The sequence below is a fragment of the Vibrio sp. 10N.286.49.B3 genome (assembly GCF_002873395.1).
Classification (GTDB): domain Bacteria; phylum Pseudomonadota; class Gammaproteobacteria; order Enterobacterales; family Vibrionaceae; genus Vibrio.
In genome coordinates this window covers 40,475-58,546 of record NZ_MCUV01000006.1, presented here as the reverse complement: position 1 = coordinate 58,546, position 18,072 = coordinate 40,475, and the positions used below count along the sequence as shown (strand labels likewise).

Here is an 18,072-nt window from a genome sequence, read left to right as displayed (position 1 = left end):
GTCAGCGCAAATGAGAGTGGATTAGATTGCTCTATGTGCATAGCTTGGAGGTTTGTGAGTTCAGATAATTTTTGGTAGGGAAAGCGCAAGCTCCTTGAACTGTGTAGAGTAATTAATCTAACGCATTTAGGGGCAGAAATGTTTTAGACCAATAGCACTAAGGCGCTCTTGTCCCATATAGAGCCGAACTATTACAGATAGTGCTTTGCATTCAGAAATACTGGTACCCATAATACTTTGGAAAAGTCATTTGGATACCAGAGCCTTGTTTTTTGAGCGACTATCTTTGCAGTAATAATCCGTAAATCTGAGCGCAATATAAGGCGGTTCGCCCCGATCAGTTCAGATAAATGGCCGACGGTATATATGCCCCATTTTTCGCCAATTCAGCTTTGATAGCAGAGTTCTCTATGCTCCATCTCGGACGCAAAACTTCAAAGATACTCTCAAGCTCGCCAAACAAGTTTCTACGATCTTGGATTTTGATTAAAAGGGTTCTATCTCCACTATCAGGTGATGATTCTGTGAGTAGAAACACTTTTAAGTAGTAGTCATGCTTTTCGGTATAAATAATCGAAAAGTGGAAATAATTGAGGTTTTCCTGCGTTAGCTTTAAGCGACCGACTTTACGGGGGGACGCTCTTCCTGATGGGAAACAAAGGTTTTCATGTTGCATCAGAGGCTCAAACAAATTTTTAACGTCAATTAGTCCGTCATAATCAACAGTGCCGGAGTGCCAAACGACTCTCCCATTGATGACATATTCAGCAACAGGGCTATTCGGTACTAATGACGCTATGGACTTACCAAAAACAATCGTATCACCAAGCCCTGAAGCGTCATTTGTAGCTAGTTGTTGAATTAGTTTGTAGGTTCCTACTATGAAATGGATTCTGGGAAGCATCTCATCCTGATTTATGAAAAAACCCTCCTCAATACCGTGGGTGATATCAGACAACTTACGACTTTCTTCTCTATCCAACGGCTTTTCATTTTTAGAACATGGAGTTCTAGATTGTAGAATATCTTCGTACCATCCATGAAATTTTGAATTTGTCATAAGCTGATTAATCAATTCGAGCTTCTTTTCTTTCTCCATTCGTTTATTCTTCTGCTCACGGCCTTTTCGCTCATCGTTCGAATATTGGAAAAGATCGTGCTCGTACCCTTCAATAATTCGACAATCTATATAAAAGCTGTCCAACAAAAAAACCATGAACTCAGAAGAATTCGCGTACTGTGAAATATTACGACATAGAATTGTTTCTCCATTTTTCAAAAAGATCTCTTTCCAATCATTTCCGAGCAGCTCAGCTTCCACATAAATACCTTCACTTGTTTCAGGCAACCCGAACTCGGCTTGGATGATTTCACCTTCTGCGATGCTCAGTCTACGACGTCCACTTTTCATCTCCGAGACGCGCGGAGGATCCACACTTAAGAGTTCTGCTAACTGATTGGTCGATATAAAGTTACAGGCGTGCTCAACATAGAGCTTTGTGACCACTTTAGTATGTTTCTCGTCTTGCACTTGCATTAGACTCTCCATTTTTCCGGTTGGGATTGCCTAATCACTATACGGTCAAGACCATTACACTAAAAGCGTAAATGATGCGTAATAATTACAAAATTAGTATGGGTTGGTTAGGTTTATTGGATTGATAAAGTAGGGCCAGATAGGAGTTAACTCATCTAAAATAAAGTCAATTCAGGGGACTACTCCAAGGCGCTTTTGTCCCTGAGTGAACCGAAATTGGATAATGTAGAAAAGCAAACAGAACTGCATTGGCACTGCACGTACTGTTTGCATTAATTTCTGATTATTTCGCTAACTTAAGTTTACTCACCCGAGTCATACCTTCTGACTCGCTAACTTCTTCTAATGCCGCTCCGCCCACAAAAACTCCAATTTTGATATAGTTTTCAACAAAATAGTTTTTTTTCGGTTCCGTCTTGATTATAAGATCATTTGGGCTAAATTCTGATTCAGTAGATATTACATGCTTACCAGCATCAAGAATCTTGTAAAAATATACGTCTGGAGCTGATTCACCAATAACTTGCTCATCGACACGAATCGTCTTTTTAAGCGCTTTACCTACAAATGAGTCTCTGAATATATATAAACCAGATTTGCCATCTGGTGGTGTTACAAACTCTTTAGCTTTTGCATCGTCTTCATTAGAAGCCATTGGCACTGTTGCACAGCCGCCTAGAGTCATTAAAATTAAACCAACTGCTAATATTTTTCTCATTATTATTCTCTGTTGCATATGTAAAAATACAGGATATTTTAAATATGATTACTTATCAATATGATATGAGGAAAATTTAGAGCCTAAAACACCCCCCCTGAACATAATGCTGGAGGCAGGAATAGAGAATTACATTAAGGCGCTTTTGTCCCGAAGCGAAAGACGAACCAACACTATTTCAACGAAAAAAGAAATCCACTGCTAATTCTTCAACATCAGGTGTGAATGAAATTGAGTAATTAACCTCTAAAATGATCGCTTACAGGGCAAAAAACTTTGTCCTTACATTGAAAACTATGACTGTATGGGCATAGCATAGGCAAGTTCATGAACTAATTGTCTAAACAACGATTCTTTGCCCTCTGGGATAATTAACTGGTCTTTTCCTACGCGTTGGCACAATTTCTGTAATTTAGGTGCTGACGCTATGTTCTTTGCTATCGACTCGGTGTCGCATTTCAAAAGTAAAAAACGCCCCTCTAATCGTACTGCATTCTTATTGCTCTCCAACGTTTTGAAGAGGTGCTCAATTTGAGTCGGGAAATAAGGTTGTTCATCTCTTTCTGATAGGAAAGATTGTATTTCTTCTAAGTCACCACCATTTTCGAGGTGTGAGAGTATCTTGCTTGTGCATAGCTGCCAGACTTGGTCGGTAACTTCATCCGCATAATTAGTAAGAAATACTCGCTCACTTGTAGTGGGTGGCTGCATAAACTGAACACGATTCCTCGGCAATAATGCGATCGATGTTTTCGTTGATTCGGATACATCGATGTAGGTATCAACCACTCCAAGTACATAGGCTCCGAGCTTTGTAAGCCTGATATATTTTAAACCATCATAAATGGATAAATAATCTAGGTCATATTGCCCCCAACGGTCATAGTAATGATCTTGAGCGCTCTCCGGCGTTACGTAAGCTATGTCGACGATCCCTAGAGTCGCGAAATACTCCATAATTAAACAGCGAGAGTAAGCATTAGTAAGAAAAGTACCGTCATGAATGCGGCCATACGTCGAATCACCAATATACAAGCTATAGGGCTCAAACGTAATATTAAAGAATTGCCCCTCAACCGCCATTAATCTCATATAGTCATCAAAAGAGACCCATTCTTCAGGTGGGCAAGATCGCAATGTTTCTATACAAGCATCCCTGCGGCTCAGAACATTGGTAAAATATTTCTGACCTTTTCCTTTTTGCCCTTTAATCTGATTGATACGTGAGAACTCGTCAAATTTGCTTCGATCTTTCCAGTCCAAGAAAAGCTGCTTAATGACGTCACAATGTCGTTGTTGAAGAGCGGCTTTTTTTAGGTTGATTTGCAATTCGCCATTTGTCTCTTTGAACCATAGAGCGGCCCTTAGAATTTGAATCCAACCAAAAGCCTTTATACTTTTCGCTGATTCGTCATCAAGTGATGTTGCCTTTTGGTATGGTTCATTGAGTTTGTTGCACAGTTGGTTGAGCAATGCTTTAGAAGGCAGCCCAGTTTTCGGACTGACTTTTAACTTCTTAACCTTAATAGTGTTAAGAAGAACGTTAAGCTCGGCTTCCGTGTATTGTGGTGTTTCTGACGTTTCAACTTCGTCACCATCGACAATTGCCGTTGGCACAGAGAAATGTGGTGGCAATGGAACATGAGGTTTCAAAAAAGCTAATAGGTCATTAGGTATTCTGCGTGAAGATCCGTAACGGCGATCAGGATAAAAGAACGGAGATAAAGCTTTGTCACCGTTCTCTTTATCTCGACTTCGATACAACGACCAGTCTTCTGTACTAGGTGGTTCTTTTTGATATTTTGACCAGAATACGAAACCGTCCATATAACCTGCTTGATTATGAACGGCCTCTTGCAAAGCAAGCTTCTGAACCTCTGAGAGGTGGTTCCAAATTGACTGTAGGTTGTCTGGGGTCATCAATGCATTAAAGAGTACACTTGCAACTTCTGCTTTGCGACTGGGGATAGCACAAGAAAAGGGTAATGACTTGATACGAAATTTCAGGTCATCGACGGTGCTGTAATCAATAAGGTTTTGAAAATTATCCATGCTGTTCCTAGCTCTCTTTATATCTTCAGGAGATTTTATACCATCCCCCTTGGCTCTTTTCCCTTATTTTCGAAAAGGCGTACTTTGTATGGTTTGAATAAATGCAAATTCAATGGAAAATGTAATTTTCCTAAGGCGCTTTTGTCCCAATGAGTGCTATCACCGGAGAGGTCAAGCACGTCTCTGGACAAAAGTGTGTCAACGGTTTTGCTAAATTAGCAAATTACGGATTAGTCTACGTACTGCAAATTGCTTTTCTAGCTCTATGCGTTTATAGTCTTCACCAGTTTGAGGGAGTAGCTATTTTGCTTTGCTAGCATTGCAAAAGGTTGTGTCAACATATTTGACTAGACGTCATGGTGCAACCAGTAGTTTTTAGTACCTACCCAGCGAGACTCGAACAACTTACACACTTTATGCGAGGGCTAAGTGTGGGGTTGTTCGTGTTTGTTATAAGCCCTCTGAATACTTATTCTATGACTGTTTTTTTACTCCCATCGTTAGCGTTATCAATCGGCTTAGTTTTAGTGGCATTCAGTGCAGATCGGCTTATTTCTGCATCTGCAACCTATGCCAAGCATTGCAACATATCATTGATTTTTATAGGTATGACTGTTGTTGCGTTTGGAACATCGGCCCCCGAATTACTCGTATCTGCCGTTGCTGCTTTAAATAATGCAGGAGAGTTGGCTGTAGGCAATGGTATTGGTTCTAATATTATTAATATTGGTCTTGTGCTTTCCATTGCTGTGTTAATGGCTCCCATCCAAGCTAACAAGCGCTTTATCAAAAAAGAGTTTCCGATATTGGCAGGATCAATGCTGATCTGTAGCGCACTGATGTCCACAGGAAAGCTAAATATTACAGACGGTCTATTATTGGTGATTTTTCTAGCCGTATACTGTTTCTATTTAGCTAAGTCCGTAAGACAAGGTGAGGTTTCTGAAGATGATCTCGAGTTCTTGCCATTAACTAAAAAACGAGCCGGGTGGGAAAGTTTAGTGATGTTGTTACTGCTGTTAACCTCATCGCGGTTAATGGTCTGGGGAGCGGTTAACTTGGCTCAACTAGCTGGTTTGAGCGAGCTTACCATTGGATTGACTATAATTGCATTTGGGACAAGCTTACCCGAACTGGCGGCTGCGATTGCTGGAGTGCGCAGAGGAATGTACGACATTGTATTTGCCACTGTAATAGGCTCGAATATTTTCAATTTATTGGGAGTAATCGCTATACCTTCGATAGTAGGTCAAGAGTTGATCATTCCAGAGCAAGTCGTAAGCCGAGATATTCCTTACATGATTATTTTAACAGGGGTATTAGGTGTAATGCTTGCTGTTCCCTTGCTTAAATCACAATCATCGAGTAACAAACAAGCCACTTACACTCTTCATCGTTGGGGAGGTACTTTGCCATTAATGATATTTATAGCTTACCTAACAAAAGTAGCTAATTCGGCATTTTAGGACCTCGAAGAACATAGTTTCGAATTCTGTTAACTAACATCCGAAAGACAACATTCACCTTTATATCCTCCCCAACAGTTAATGCTGTTGGGAGATAATCTTACTATTTCTGCCAACATGTTTAGGTTCAATACCCAGAGTGTTTATCCGTTTCTAACATTAGAAAATTTTGGATAATCTCAGCAGACTCGCTTAACGAAGAGCAATTACTCTAAGTGAGAATGGGGCATTTCTGAGTCAGTGATTTTGCTAAATTAGAAAGTAATGAATAACTACAAGTATGGAAAGACGCTTAACTTGGTGTCCAGTCTATCTGGTGCAGATCATGTAGGTTTAGGAGATTTAATTAAGACAATTAGACAACAATACCCTGTAGAAGTGAAAATCTAAAAACTGTTTGAGGTGGATTCGCAACATGTGACATTTGTACTATGCGTTGGTTTAAATGATTGCGTTGTTCACGCCTACATGGATTCCCCTATTTATCAAGCATCAACTTGACTAGTGATGATGGTTCTTGGCTTGCTTATCGACGAATCGCATATGTAGTGGCCTAGTTTATTCAGTGTTCTTGTACCACCACACACTTCAGCTCTTATACATATGAAAGGTATACTTGCTTTTTGAATAAGTAGGTTACAGCGAGTAACCTACTTATGATGTATAACCTTACTATTTTTGTCTAAAGCATAAAGCATAAAGACAGGAGTGTTTTTTTGACTAGGTCGATACCGAAGAAATAAGAATCATCAAAGATGATGCCTCCGTTGCAATTAATTACCATATAAGTTTAGATAGCTCCTTGGGAGGGGGAGATGACTTATCCTTGAAAAACTTCCAGCCACCTTTTTTAAGACTTCAACTCATTTTTCACAGCAAGTCCAGCACGTTTCATTAAATATTTTTAAATATGAATCCCTTGTTACCGTGATGAGCTAGGTATGTTTGTCTTATCTGTGATAATTACAAATCAAGGGACACCTTACATCCCAACAAATGGAAAATATTTAACCCCCTTTGACGCTACCAATAATATGATGCGCCAAATTCAGGACATATTGTGCTGTAGTTTTCGTTACAGTAATCGAAAGTAAGTATCGAATCTTGGAACTTAGCTAACTATTTAAAACCTTCCGCGTCAGTTGTAGATTGTCCCCTTAACTTGATTCACTTGATAATTATTTTTCCTGAAATAACTAAATATCGGAAAGACGAATAGTCATGGGAATAGATGTAATAAAGATGTGGAGCCGTTTTACCTCTCATAAATTCATTCAGGGCAAGCTGCGTTTTTGGGAGTAAGCTAATGGGATCAACCACCTTGAAAGGGGTACTATCATTAAGTATGAACTCTTTCAATTCAGGCACTAACAAGTTTACATTAACCAATTTCTACTTATCCCAATTTTGTACGTTCGCTTGTTTCAATATTCGCTTTGGTACAGGTCCTTTTTCAATACACGGAATAGTAAACGCCTCATTGATATTCCCAGCGGACGGCATTGGGATTTTATTTCCATCCCCATCTCTTCGATATGTAGCAACCCGACGCACACTCACCTTGTTACCTGAAACTGGGATATTTAGATGCATATTCCAACCTTTAAAAATTGCTGAAAGTTTGCAAAGTAATGAGTAACTTGTTGACTCATGGACTAAAGACTGTAGGTAATTACGCACTTGATATTCAATATCATCTTCAGACGCTAGCCCTATTGAAGAAATGATTCGAGTGAGATATGTCTCTGGAGATAAGGGGAGTTCCTCATTCAGTGAGAAGTCTTTTAGTTTTTGTTTAATCAAGTAATGTGCGAAAGCATAAATCGCTTCAGAAACTTGGCTCTCTAGTTTGTGTCGCTTCACTATCTGAGATACAAAATCGACAGACAAGGCAAGTTCTTCATTCTCCTCTACATAAGACAGTATTTCAGAGGGTTGAAATGAGGTACCTTGAGTACCACGGAATGCAAATGGGTTAGTGGTCATGCCAAACGCTTTTGATAACATAGCTACACGAGATAGTACCTGAGCATTCACCTTAACCCCCGCCATTTCCAAAACTTGAGACCGAGAACGCAAATTACCTACATCGATATTTGCAAATGATAAATCGTCAGTTACATCATAAATAACTGCTGTAATAAAACCCACATTCGATGCGACGGAGGCTTCTAGGCGATGATGCCCATTGAGGATCTCGCCTTCAAATGAGATTAGAATGGGTTCTCCAGTAAGGCACCATTTACCCTTCCTCAAGGAGTCTGCATACATATTTATTCTACTTCTGCTTAGCTTTCTATTGGTGTTATTTGAGTTAACCACACCACGACGAGAATACTTCAACATATCACGTGCGAGCTGAGGGCTTATATAAATGACCAAACACTTCAACGTCGTTTGAACAGCTCTTAACCCTGCATAGTATCGAGCTCTTGATTTAAAAATACCTTCAACCTGTTGAGTTGATAGAATCTTTGCAGTTTTTAGCAGTTCTTTTGAACTGCCTAAATAGCTATTTTTCTTTTTTTCGTCGTATCGGTTAAACAAGCCGTCAACGATAGATGTTTCTAAATTTTCATCCAAAATGTCATTGCTATTATTAATTTTTTTATCTTTCATGTTACAACCTCTCAATTGTGGCATTATTACTATCAGAAGAGCTCGCGACTCTGCACTTACACTATTAGTATTGATCCGACATGCTTGTCGGATCAAGTTTAATTTTCAACATTTGAGTTGGTTTGTTAAGTTATTGGATGTAAAGAATTGAAACTTTTAGAAAAAAAAATTAGTGGTATGTTAGTTACGTCTCAAGGGCGATCACAGCAAACTTTGATAGCTACTATGCCAATGGTAGAAGTCGGTACATACTTCACAACGGATAGATTGTTACCAGAATTGAGGTGGATTGTTGATGCCGCTGTTAATCCTAAAAATGCTCAGCGGGTTGAGAAAATACGGACTGAACTGCAAAAGGTAGTGATAGACCGAACAATCAGCGCACCGTTGTCCCTTACGTTTGTTGTTGTCGGTAAGCCAGTCCTTTCTGAGTCTTCTCATCAGGTATCAGCTTTAAGTTACGATGCCTCCAATACATACGTTGTTGGTAATGTTTTGGGTTTGGTAGCTATCTGCAAAATATTAGGGCTAAAAACATTTCTGTTTAGTTCAAGGCTGAGCGTTAAAGAGGCTAATCAAAAGAGTGAATTGAGACAGCGTTTAGCTATGGAGGATGTTGAAATTCGTATTGTGTTTGATGCTAAGCAAGGCCTAAATCCCACGGATGCCGTCGAGTTATTCAAACAAAGTAACCTTTTTGATTCATCACTTAATCTCCCACACCTGAGTGATGGAAAAGATTTGTTACCAGAAGAGCCTTTCCCATTAAAACTTTTTATAGATCAACTGATACAAGAAACAGCCATTGAATCATATGGCGGTGCTAATTTTGACTCTAAGCATGTAAAAGTTTCGGAACATTACATCACCACTCAATACGTTCTGTTTAAGTTGATCGTTGGTGCGGTCGCAGGTTTAGGTACACAAGAGTACAGCAAGATGTCGAAAGACATTACGTTGCCAGATTCGAGAAGTCTCACGTCTGTATTATCTGATGGCTATTTAGGTAAGATAGTTGCCTTTTTGAAAGCGTGGCTCGAGTCCTTAAACGAAGTGTTTATCACTAGTCGTTCAGGGTATCACCTATCGCCTCAAGTCTGGCAAGCACTAGGATTAACTATCCATCAGTTGGTAAATGAAGGTGCTTCGTTGAGCGATCTGAAAGCAGCTGGAAAAGCATTGGGCTCTCTTGACTACAAAAAAAACGCCACCCATTGGGATGATTGCGCAGTGATGGAATTGGATTCTAAGGGACTAATTTATAAGAATGCGGCAAGTTCAACTAGGCTATTTCGAGTTGGATTATTTGAATATTTTGTTCAGGTTATTAAAGATATGGATAAGTAAAGGGAAGGTTATTAATAGTTGAATGTAATTTATTATTAACATTTGTCATTATTGTTTCGTAGTTTAGGTTAACGATATTTATTAGAAAATTGGGCCTTGTGAAAAGCTTGAGTACAACTTCCATTGTACTAGTCTAAATCTTCCACAGAGGCACTATTTTAGGTTAAGGCTGATGATAACAACAATTTCAAATGTTAAAAATCAAATGTAATCAATAACTTCTAAGTTCCCACATTCGTCCCAATCTCCCCACCACCATTTAAAGAAACCGCTAAGCAATTAGCGGTTTTTTTTCGTCTGTCGTTTATGCTAAGTATGCGAATTCTAATGGCTAGCATCCCCTCCTTTTCTTTCACTTCCTCATCAAGATACAGATCACATCTATACTGTCTCTATCTCTATGTTTCATCGTAAACAAACGATAACCTTTAATGACAATGACTCCCTTTGTTGCTCGCGCAGAGATCTCCAAGAATCGATTTATGCAGGGTGAAACTATTGCTTGTGCTGACTTTTATAAACACCAGATAAAAAAAAGCAGGATTAGTAAAATGCTAATCCTGCTTTATTCATTTCTGGCTTAATTTACTCGTAGTCAGAAGAGTAAGTCTCTTCATAAGTGTGCGAGTAAAGCTCAAATAGGTTACCAAACGGGTCTTCCATGTAGATCATTTGTGCAAGCTTGCTATCGTCTTCTGGGTGGTAACGCATGATATCCATGCGCGCTTTACCGCCAAACTTTTCAACGTTTGCAATTGTTGCTTCAAAATCATCAGTTTGTAGACAGAAGTGGAAGATGCCAATGCGAGAGAAATCGACTTCGTGGCGCTCTTGACGCTCTTTCATTTCAAACAGCTCAAATCCAATGCCATCTTTAGTCAACAAGTGAGCAATGTTAAAGCCTTTAAAGCCTTCACCGAATACGGCAATACACATACGACCAATGGCAGTTTCGCGCTCTTCAGTGACCTTGGTGTTGCCCATAACAATGTCAAGCCCTAGAGCTTTAGTGTAAAATTCAACGGCTTTGTCCATATCGCCAACCATGATGCCTACGTGATTCATTTTCATAATCTGCTCCAAATAATCTATGTAATTAGTGTCGTCTTTCGTTTCGATGTGGAGAAGTATAGGTGAATGATGACCGTATAAAAAATTATCAATAGTTATTACATTGATAATATTATTTTATCTAGGCATAAAAAAACCGGTGACAATGCACCGGTTCTTTATACGAATAGTCGTAAATATATAACTATTCAAATGTTTAACTTAGTAATTTTAGATCGCTTACTTACTTTCAACCAGAGCTAATGCTTTACGCGATACATCATGAGCGGCTTGAGTTAAGTTTTGCTGCTCTAATGTATTGGCTAAATGTGCATAGTCAGAGACACTTGAACGAACCCCTAATGAAGCCTCGAAGTGTTGCTGTGCTTCTTGCCACTTCTCATCACGCATATAAAGTTGGGCTAAGGCACTATGCGCTTCGGCATTATCTGCATTTTTAGCAACCGCATCTTTTAATAGGGTAACCGCTGGGTGGTAATCGGCTAAGTTTAGGCTTGGTAGAAGCGCATAAAGATCATCGGAAGGTGATTTCTTTAAGCTTTCTTTGATCATGGTATACGCTTCATTATCGGCTTTACGAACAATTAACTGTTTAATGAAGCAGTGCTTAAGATGTGTATCTTGCTTAACTTTACGTGGTAGACCATCCCAATGGCTAATTAAACCGCTGCTACCTTGCTGCTCAGCAACATCATTTAATATCCCACACTGTGCTTGTTGCGATAAAGCATCAAATTCAGCCTGATCAATTTGTTTATGCTTTTGTAGGCTAGGGAGCAAATCAAGCAATGGCTGCCACAACTTTAATTGCAAATAGGTTGTTCTGAGCAGATTGATAATCAGGGTATTATTTGGATAGCTCTTTCTTAGATCTTTTAATGTATCTAAAGCTAAAGAGTAAGACTCCTCACGAATAAGCTGCTTGGCACGGGTTAACTCAACAGCAAGGTGTGAGTTTTCTTGTTCGCTGGCAAGAGCAAGATAGCGATCACGGCTAGCCATATTACCAGAGCCTTGTGCTGCTTCAGAAGCAATTAAGTAGCACAGTAAAGGCATATCATGGTGGTTAGCCCAGCGAGTCACTTTTTTCTCTGCGCCTTTCCAATCCCCTTCGATTAACTTGATGACCCCTTCATTCGTTAGGCGTCGTGAACGTTTTAGTTTACGCAGGCTAAACCAGTTCCAAGTGCTTGAGCTAGCGTATAATGCTTTTTTAATTAAATACTCGAGACCAAAGAGAGCGGCGAGTAATACCCCGATCAATAAGACTAATGTTGTGACGCTCATTTCTATCGTTTTATCAGCGATCGAGATAAGAGCATAACCTTGCTGTCCAGAGAATTGGCTACCAGCGAATAAGCCAGCACCTAAGACAATAAAAAGAAAAATCAGACGAATCATTACTCTTCCTCCGAATTAATCGTTGTTACTGAGCGACGTAAACGCTCTGATATTACATCCTCAAGTGAATGCTGTGATTCTAGTTTTACTGGATAAGAGACTTCAATTTTCTGTTGAGCGAGTTGTGTTAGTGCTTTATTGAACTCTTTTACAGCATTATCGTCTTGGTTTAGGAATGATTCAGACCATTCACGCGCAACATTGAGAGCGGTTGTGTAGACTTCGCCTTGTTCGCTGTAGGTTGCGCGGATCGCCGTTTCAATTTTTCCTTTAATGTTTTCTTTTAAATAGAAATCTTGTTCAGGCGAAAGCAGTGGGATCACGTTGCCATCACGACTTCTGAAAGTAATAAATTGCTCTGAAAAGCTTTGTAAGGAAGCCTTGAGGTTATCTTGCCAATCATTAATGTCTTGCGAAACCACCTTTTTCTCTTCTTTGACAGCATCAGGCAAAATCGCGTTAGCTAACGGTAGCCTATCAACCTGTTGTTGTAGGCTCGTAAGGCGTAAAACCAGTCCATCACGATCAATTAAAGGTACCGTTCTGAGTTTTGTTATATCGTTGGCCATTAATTGACGCAATGAAACCAAGCTTGGATCGTTAAGTGATGCAATTCTTTGATCTGCACCTTCCATTAGCTTGGTTGCTGAAACGACGTCTTGCTCTAAGAACAATTTACGACCGGCTAATTTCACTAGGTAGTCTGCTTCTGCTAGTAGCCAATCGTTAGGACGGCGACCTTTTAGATCAGTAATGGCATTTTGTAAACTGGTAATGCTTTCTTGCTGCTGTTGTATTTCAACTTGAGCTCTTTCGCTGGCTGTATTCGCTTTACTGATTGTCTCCGCTTGAGTGCTTTTTAGTTCACTTGAGAGATTAGTTTGAGTCTGTTGGAGTTGCTGTTGCAGAGCACTGATTTGTTCTTTGTATTCTGCTCTATCTTTTTCCATTTTGTAGCTGAGGCCACCACCAAATAAAATCGCTAAAATGATAGCCACGGTGCCTAGCTTCACGCCACGCTTACCCTGTTTTTCCTCAAGTGCTGGAGTAGGTTCTTGCGCTGTTTTTGCCGTTGTTTTTTTATCAGATAGTTTTTCTTTATTACGCTCTGGTTTACGACTTTCTGGCTTGGTTGCCGTCGATTCCTTTTCTACCTCTGTTGGTGACGCCTTTGTATCGGCGACTGAGGTCGATTCTTTTTTATCTTCAGGTTCAATATGATCGTTATTCTTTTTACTTGTCATGCTTAAGTCCTGTTTTAGCTATGGCTGGAGAGCAGCCAGTAAATCGATGTTAGAAGCGCTACCCACATTCGTTACATGGATAAAACCTATCAGTGTAGCGTCTTGTAAAATACGTTGGCTTGGAACCAATAAGTGTCGTTGCAACAACCAAGTGAGATGACACTTAGGCGTTTGGCTTATTAAATGATTCAATTGCTCACTGCTTGTTACTACTATTTTCTCAATATTTTGCTCTTGCCAGAAGAGGAAAATATCGCCATCAGGCAAAGGAATCAGCTCACGTTGGTAAACTTCACTGTATTCAACGTAGGCACCTCGCTGGGTTAATGTTTCTTTAAGTAATTCACGACCACCATTCCCTCTTAAGATTAGGATATGTTTGTCGGTAATGTTTGATAATTCAGCGAGTTTTAGTAGATGCTCACTATCACTAATTAAAGGATAGTTTACGTTTAGTTGACAGTATTTGCTCAAAGAGTGCGCAGTTTTTTGACCGACGGCAAGGTAAATGATCCCTTTGGGCCATTTACTATGTTTTTCTTTCCGTTTTTTTTCGGCAAAGGAAACGGCGTGCTGACTGACTGCGATAACAATATCAGCATCGTGAAGTTGCTTGAAAAGGTGGCTTACTGCGGGGTTTTCGACAATACGAATCAGCGGACAGTGCAGGGCTGAAACCCCGATATCCGCTAATTGCTGGCAAAGTGTTAGCCCCTGCTGATCAGGTCGCGTTACTAACACTGCCATTGTTAATCGTGTTCGCTATAAAGCTTAGTTAAGATTTCACGAGCACCATCATTAAGCAATTGCTGACCAAGTTGCACACCGAGTTGTTCTGCATCTTGACGGTGTCCACGAATTTCACCGCGAATAATTTGTGACCCATCAGGCTCGCCAACCAATGCTCGTAGCCAAATGTTGTCACTTTCTAACAGGGAGTAACTGCCAATTGGAACCTGACAACCACCTTCAAGTGTTAGGTTCATTGCACGCTCACAAGTGACTCGATCAGCGGTATCGGTGTGGTTAAGAGGCTCTAAAAGCTTAATTAAGCGTTCGTCATCGAGACGGCATTCGATTCCAACGGCGCCTTGACCTACCGCTGGCAGTGATTCTTCTGGCTCAATAAAGCTAGCAATTCTATCTTCTAGCTCCAAGCGTTTTAACCCTGCCGCAGCAAGAACAATGGCATCGTAGTTCCCGGCATCAAGTTTACCGAGTCGAGTACCAACATTGCCGCGCAGGTCTTTAATAATAAGATCTGGGCGCTGCTCTTTTAATTGGCATTGACGGCGTAAACTGCAAGTGCCAACAACGGCGCCTTGAGGTAGTTCAGCGATCGTTTTGTAAGTGTTGGAGACGAAAGCGTCACGAGGATCTTCACGTTGGCAAATAGTGACTAAGCCAAGACCTTCTGGGAAATCAACAGGCACATCTTTCATAGAGTGAACCGCTAAATCAGCTCGCCCTTCAAGCATGGCAACTTCAAGCTCTTTGACAAAAAGCCCTTTACCACCCACTTTGGCAAGAGGCGTATCCAGAATGATGTCACCTTTGGTAACCATCGTTACTAATTCGACTTCTAAGCCAGGATGAGCAGCTTGTAAAGCATCTCTTACATAATAGGCTTGCCAGAGAGCGAGTGGACTTTTACGTGTTGCAATTCTGATTGGTGATGAGTGTGCCATAGGAACCCTAATATTTATCTATGATGCTTTCATCCTATCACTCTGAGAATAAAAATCTTACTGTTAGTTCCGCTCGTTTGATTTTTTTTAAGTATTAAGTTTATTAGTGGTTTAAAATTATGTGATTAACATCTCATTTGAACTTGTGATGGTTGTTAGATTTACCTATTCAAGCGACACTACTCTCGGCAAATTTTTGGGTGACCGATCTCATTTATCAACCTTTCGTTAGCGGGGGCTAATTCTTTACCAATCCTAAGAAAAATGTTAAATTGATCACGTTTTACACGTCCAAAAGAACGAAATGTAGACAACACGCGTCCCCATACATAATCCAAGGAAACGCTCTTGCAGGTTTATACTCAGACTTTAATTCAGCGACTAGATAGCCTTAACCAGCAGCGCATCGATCGCGCACTAGCGCTAATGGATGTTCAAAGTCAGAGGGTTTTTCATCTTATTCCTGTATTATTGCATTTCGACCATCCTCTGATTCCTGGTTTTTACGATAAAACAGTTCCTTATGGAATCAAAGATATTGAGTTTAATAGCGTACAATCTCGATTCTTAAGTGATATCCAAAAAATTGCAGGGCATAAATTAAGCTCGCTTGAAACTCCGAATATTTTAGGTCTTTATACCATGGGAAGTACATCTTCTATTGGTCAAAGTACTTCCAGTGATTTGGATATTTGGGTGTGCGTACCAACAAGTATGCCGCTCGATGAGCGTGCAAATTTGAGCAATAAGTGCCTTCTTATTACCGACTGGGCGAAAACTCAGGGGGTAGAAGCCAACTTTTTCTTAATGGATTCCGAGCGCTTTAGAACCAATCACTCCGAAGAGATGACCGGTGATAATTGTGGCTCTTCTCAACACCTTTTATTGTTGGATGAGTTTTATCGCTCAGCAGTAAGAATGGCAGGTCAGCGTCTATTGTGGCAACTCGTACCACCAGAAATGGAAGAGTGCTATGACGATTATGTCGATGAGTTATGCCAAAGAGAGTGCCTACAGCGAGAAGATTGGATCGATTTTGGTAAATTGCACAGTATTCCTGCAGAAGAGTATTTTGGTTCTAATCTGTGGCAGCTGTATAAAAGCATCGATTCACCTTACAAGTCGGTATTAAAAGCTATCTTGTTGGAAGCTTATTCGTGGGAGTACCCACATACACAACTACTGAGTTTAGACACTAAGCGTCGCTTTTTTTCTCAGCAAGGTGATATGTATGGGATGGACGCTTACTACCTGATGCTTGAAAAGGTAACCCGTTATTTAAAGCGTATTAATGATCATACTCGTCTTGATTTAGTGCGCCGCTGTTTCTATCTCAAAACTCATGAAAAACTCTCTCGTACACCAGGAGCAGGATCAGTTGCTTGGCGACGTGAAGCGTTAACCGAGATGATTAAAGAGTGGGATTGGCAACCTGAAGTGATTGAAGAGTTAGATAATCGACGTCACTGGAAGGTTGAACAAGTACAAGAGGTGCATCATGCTTTGTTGGATGCATTGATGTTGAGTTATCGTAACCTAATTCAATTTGCTCGTCGTAACGATATTACCTCCGCTATTAGCCCACAAGATATTAGCATTTTAGCTCGTAAGCTCTATGCCGCGTTTGAGGTATTGCCGGGTAAAGTGACTTTACTTAATCCGCAGATTTCACCTGATCTTCATGAGTCCGATTTAACGTTTATAGAAGTACCGGAAGGGCGAGTAAATAAGTCGGGTTGGTATCTGTATAAGCAGCCTTTAGTTGCGAGTGAAATCATTGGGCGCTCGCCACTAGAGCATAATGAATATCTCAGTAAATTGGTCGCATGGTCGTTTTTTAATGGCTTAATTACTGAGTCGACGCGTTTACAGTCCGTGGTACGTAGCGCACATATTGATATTGATAAGTTTTACCAGATGGTGAGTGACTTACGTAATACTTTCTCGCTCAACAAGCGTCGTCCGACAATGCAGGCACTGGCGAGTCCTTGTGAAATAAGCCAACTGGCAATGTTTATTAACTTTGAAAGCGATCCAACCCGTGACTTGGTGGGTAAGTCATTAAAAGTTGATATGAAAAACTTAGATATTTTTAGCTATGGACCCGAAGGTCGTAGTTTGATTGGTAGTGTTGATTTAGTGTATCGAAACTCTTGGCATGAAGTGCGCACGTTGCATTTTAAAGGCGAGACAGCAATGCTCGATGCATTAAAAACGGTACTTGGTAAGATGCATCAAGATGCGTTGCCACCTGAATCGGTTGATGTTTTCTGTTACAGCAAAAACTTCCGTGGTGTGATGCGTAATATTGTCTATCAACTACTAGCAGAATGCATCGATTTGCGTTTAAAGCCGATTGAACAAGAGAAACGTCGTCGCTTTAAAGCTATTCGTCTGGCAAACCAAATGTATGGCTTGTTCTTTGAGCGTCGTGGTGTGTCAGTGCAGAAGTTAGAAAACTCGGTCGACTTCTATCGCAGTATCTCAACCAGTAAGTTACATGGTTCACCACTACTGATGCTTGATCGCGATAAGGAATATCAACTGCCTGATGTAGTGGATAGTTTCGCGAGTGAAGGTTTGATTCAATTCTTTTTTGAAGATACGGCAGACGGTTTCAATATCTATGTACTTGACGAGTCGAATCAGGTCGAGGTGTACCATAAATACAGTGGTACAAAAGATGAAATGATCGCGAGTGTGAATTCGTTCTACACATCGGTGATTGATAAGAGCCAAGTGACTTCAAAAATTATCAACTTTAATCTGCCACAATATTATCAAGTGGTGACGCCTGAAGAGGGTGGCGTTTATGTTATTCCTTATCGTAATGATTCAAGTCTCTACTCAAAACGACCTGGTGTAGTTGGCGCTTAAAAGGAAAAAAGAGTTAGGAGAGGTTATCCGCACCTTGCTCTTTTATCCTTGC

At 40.3% G+C, this 18,072-nt stretch carries 12 protein-coding genes; 3 read left to right on the top strand and 9 right to left on the bottom strand.

Annotated features, from left to right (window positions below):
* Positions 1-337: 337 nt before the first annotated feature.
* From BCU68_RS04495 to BCU68_RS04485, 3 genes are all read right to left on the bottom strand, one after another.
* Positions 338-1,537 carry a hypothetical protein gene (locus BCU68_RS04495; RefSeq protein ID WP_102563607.1) on the bottom strand — a complete coding sequence of 400 codons (1,200 nt, stop codon included), beginning with the start codon at positions 1,535-1,537 and terminating at the stop codon, positions 338-340.
* Positions 1,538-1,820: 283 nt separating this feature from the next.
* Complete coding sequence (locus BCU68_RS04490; protein WP_102563606.1) at positions 1,821-2,255, bottom strand: DUF2846 domain-containing protein; 435 nt, start codon at positions 2,253-2,255, stop codon at positions 1,821-1,823.
* A 294-nt stretch (positions 2,256-2,549) separates the two neighbouring features.
* Complete coding sequence (locus BCU68_RS04485; protein WP_102563605.1) at positions 2,550-4,307, bottom strand: hypothetical protein; 1,758 nt, start codon at positions 4,305-4,307, stop codon at positions 2,550-2,552.
* A gap of 443 nt (positions 4,308-4,750) precedes the next feature.
* Between BCU68_RS04485 and BCU68_RS04480 the strand changes: the two genes are divergently transcribed.
* Entirely contained in the window at positions 4,751-5,773 is a 1,023-nt protein-coding gene (locus tag BCU68_RS04480; protein ID WP_241901269.1) for a calcium/sodium antiporter, read from the top strand.
* Between the two features lie 1,392 nt (positions 5,774-7,165).
* Here the strand turns inward: BCU68_RS04480 and BCU68_RS04470 are convergent.
* Positions 7,166-8,392, bottom strand: a complete 1,227-nt coding sequence (locus BCU68_RS04470) for a ParB/RepB/Spo0J family partition protein (RefSeq protein WP_102563603.1) — start codon at positions 8,390-8,392, stop codon at positions 7,166-7,168.
* Positions 8,393-8,539: 147 nt separating this feature from the next.
* Here BCU68_RS04470 and BCU68_RS04465 point away from each other — a divergent pair, with 147 nt between their 5' ends.
* A complete protein-coding gene (locus BCU68_RS04465) occupies positions 8,540-9,739 on the top strand; it encodes a hypothetical protein (protein WP_231904321.1) in 1,200 nt (399 codons plus the stop codon).
* Positions 9,740-10,324: 585 nt separating this feature from the next.
* On the opposite strand, the gene BCU68_RS04460 is transcribed toward BCU68_RS04465, so the two are convergent.
* From BCU68_RS04460 to hemC, 5 genes are all read right to left on the bottom strand, one after another.
* The gene (locus BCU68_RS04460; RefSeq protein ID WP_102563602.1) at positions 10,325-10,810 is read right to left on the bottom strand and encodes a VOC family protein; all 486 of its coding nucleotides are present in this window, start codon (positions 10,808-10,810) and stop codon (positions 10,325-10,327) included.
* A 219-nt stretch (positions 10,811-11,029) separates the two neighbouring features.
* Entirely contained in the window at positions 11,030-12,211 is a 1,182-nt protein-coding gene (locus tag BCU68_RS04455) for a heme biosynthesis HemY N-terminal domain-containing protein (protein ID WP_102563601.1), read from the bottom strand.
* Positions 12,211-13,455 carry a uroporphyrinogen-III C-methyltransferase gene (locus tag BCU68_RS04450; protein WP_102563600.1) on the bottom strand — a complete coding sequence of 415 codons (1,245 nt, stop codon included), beginning with the start codon at positions 13,453-13,455 and terminating at the stop codon, positions 12,211-12,213. The genes BCU68_RS04455 and BCU68_RS04450 overlap by 1 nt, the downstream gene beginning before the upstream one ends.
* Before the next feature lie 18 nt (positions 13,456-13,473).
* Positions 13,474-14,202: a uroporphyrinogen-III synthase gene (locus BCU68_RS04445; RefSeq protein WP_102563599.1), complete on the bottom strand. Its 729-nt coding sequence runs from the start codon at positions 14,200-14,202 to the stop codon at positions 13,474-13,476.
* Positions 14,203-14,204: 2 nt separating this feature from the next.
* Positions 14,205-15,143 carry a hydroxymethylbilane synthase gene (gene hemC / locus BCU68_RS04440; RefSeq protein ID WP_102563598.1) on the bottom strand — a complete coding sequence of 313 codons (939 nt, stop codon included), beginning with the start codon at positions 15,141-15,143 and terminating at the stop codon, positions 14,205-14,207.
* A gap of 348 nt (positions 15,144-15,491) precedes the next feature.
* On the opposite strand from hemC, the gene BCU68_RS04435 reads away from it, so the two are divergent.
* Positions 15,492-18,020 (top strand): class I adenylate cyclase, encoded by a 2,529-nt coding sequence (locus BCU68_RS04435; protein ID WP_102563597.1) that lies wholly within the window; start codon positions 15,492-15,494, stop codon positions 18,018-18,020.
* Positions 18,021-18,072 lie beyond the last annotated feature (52 nt).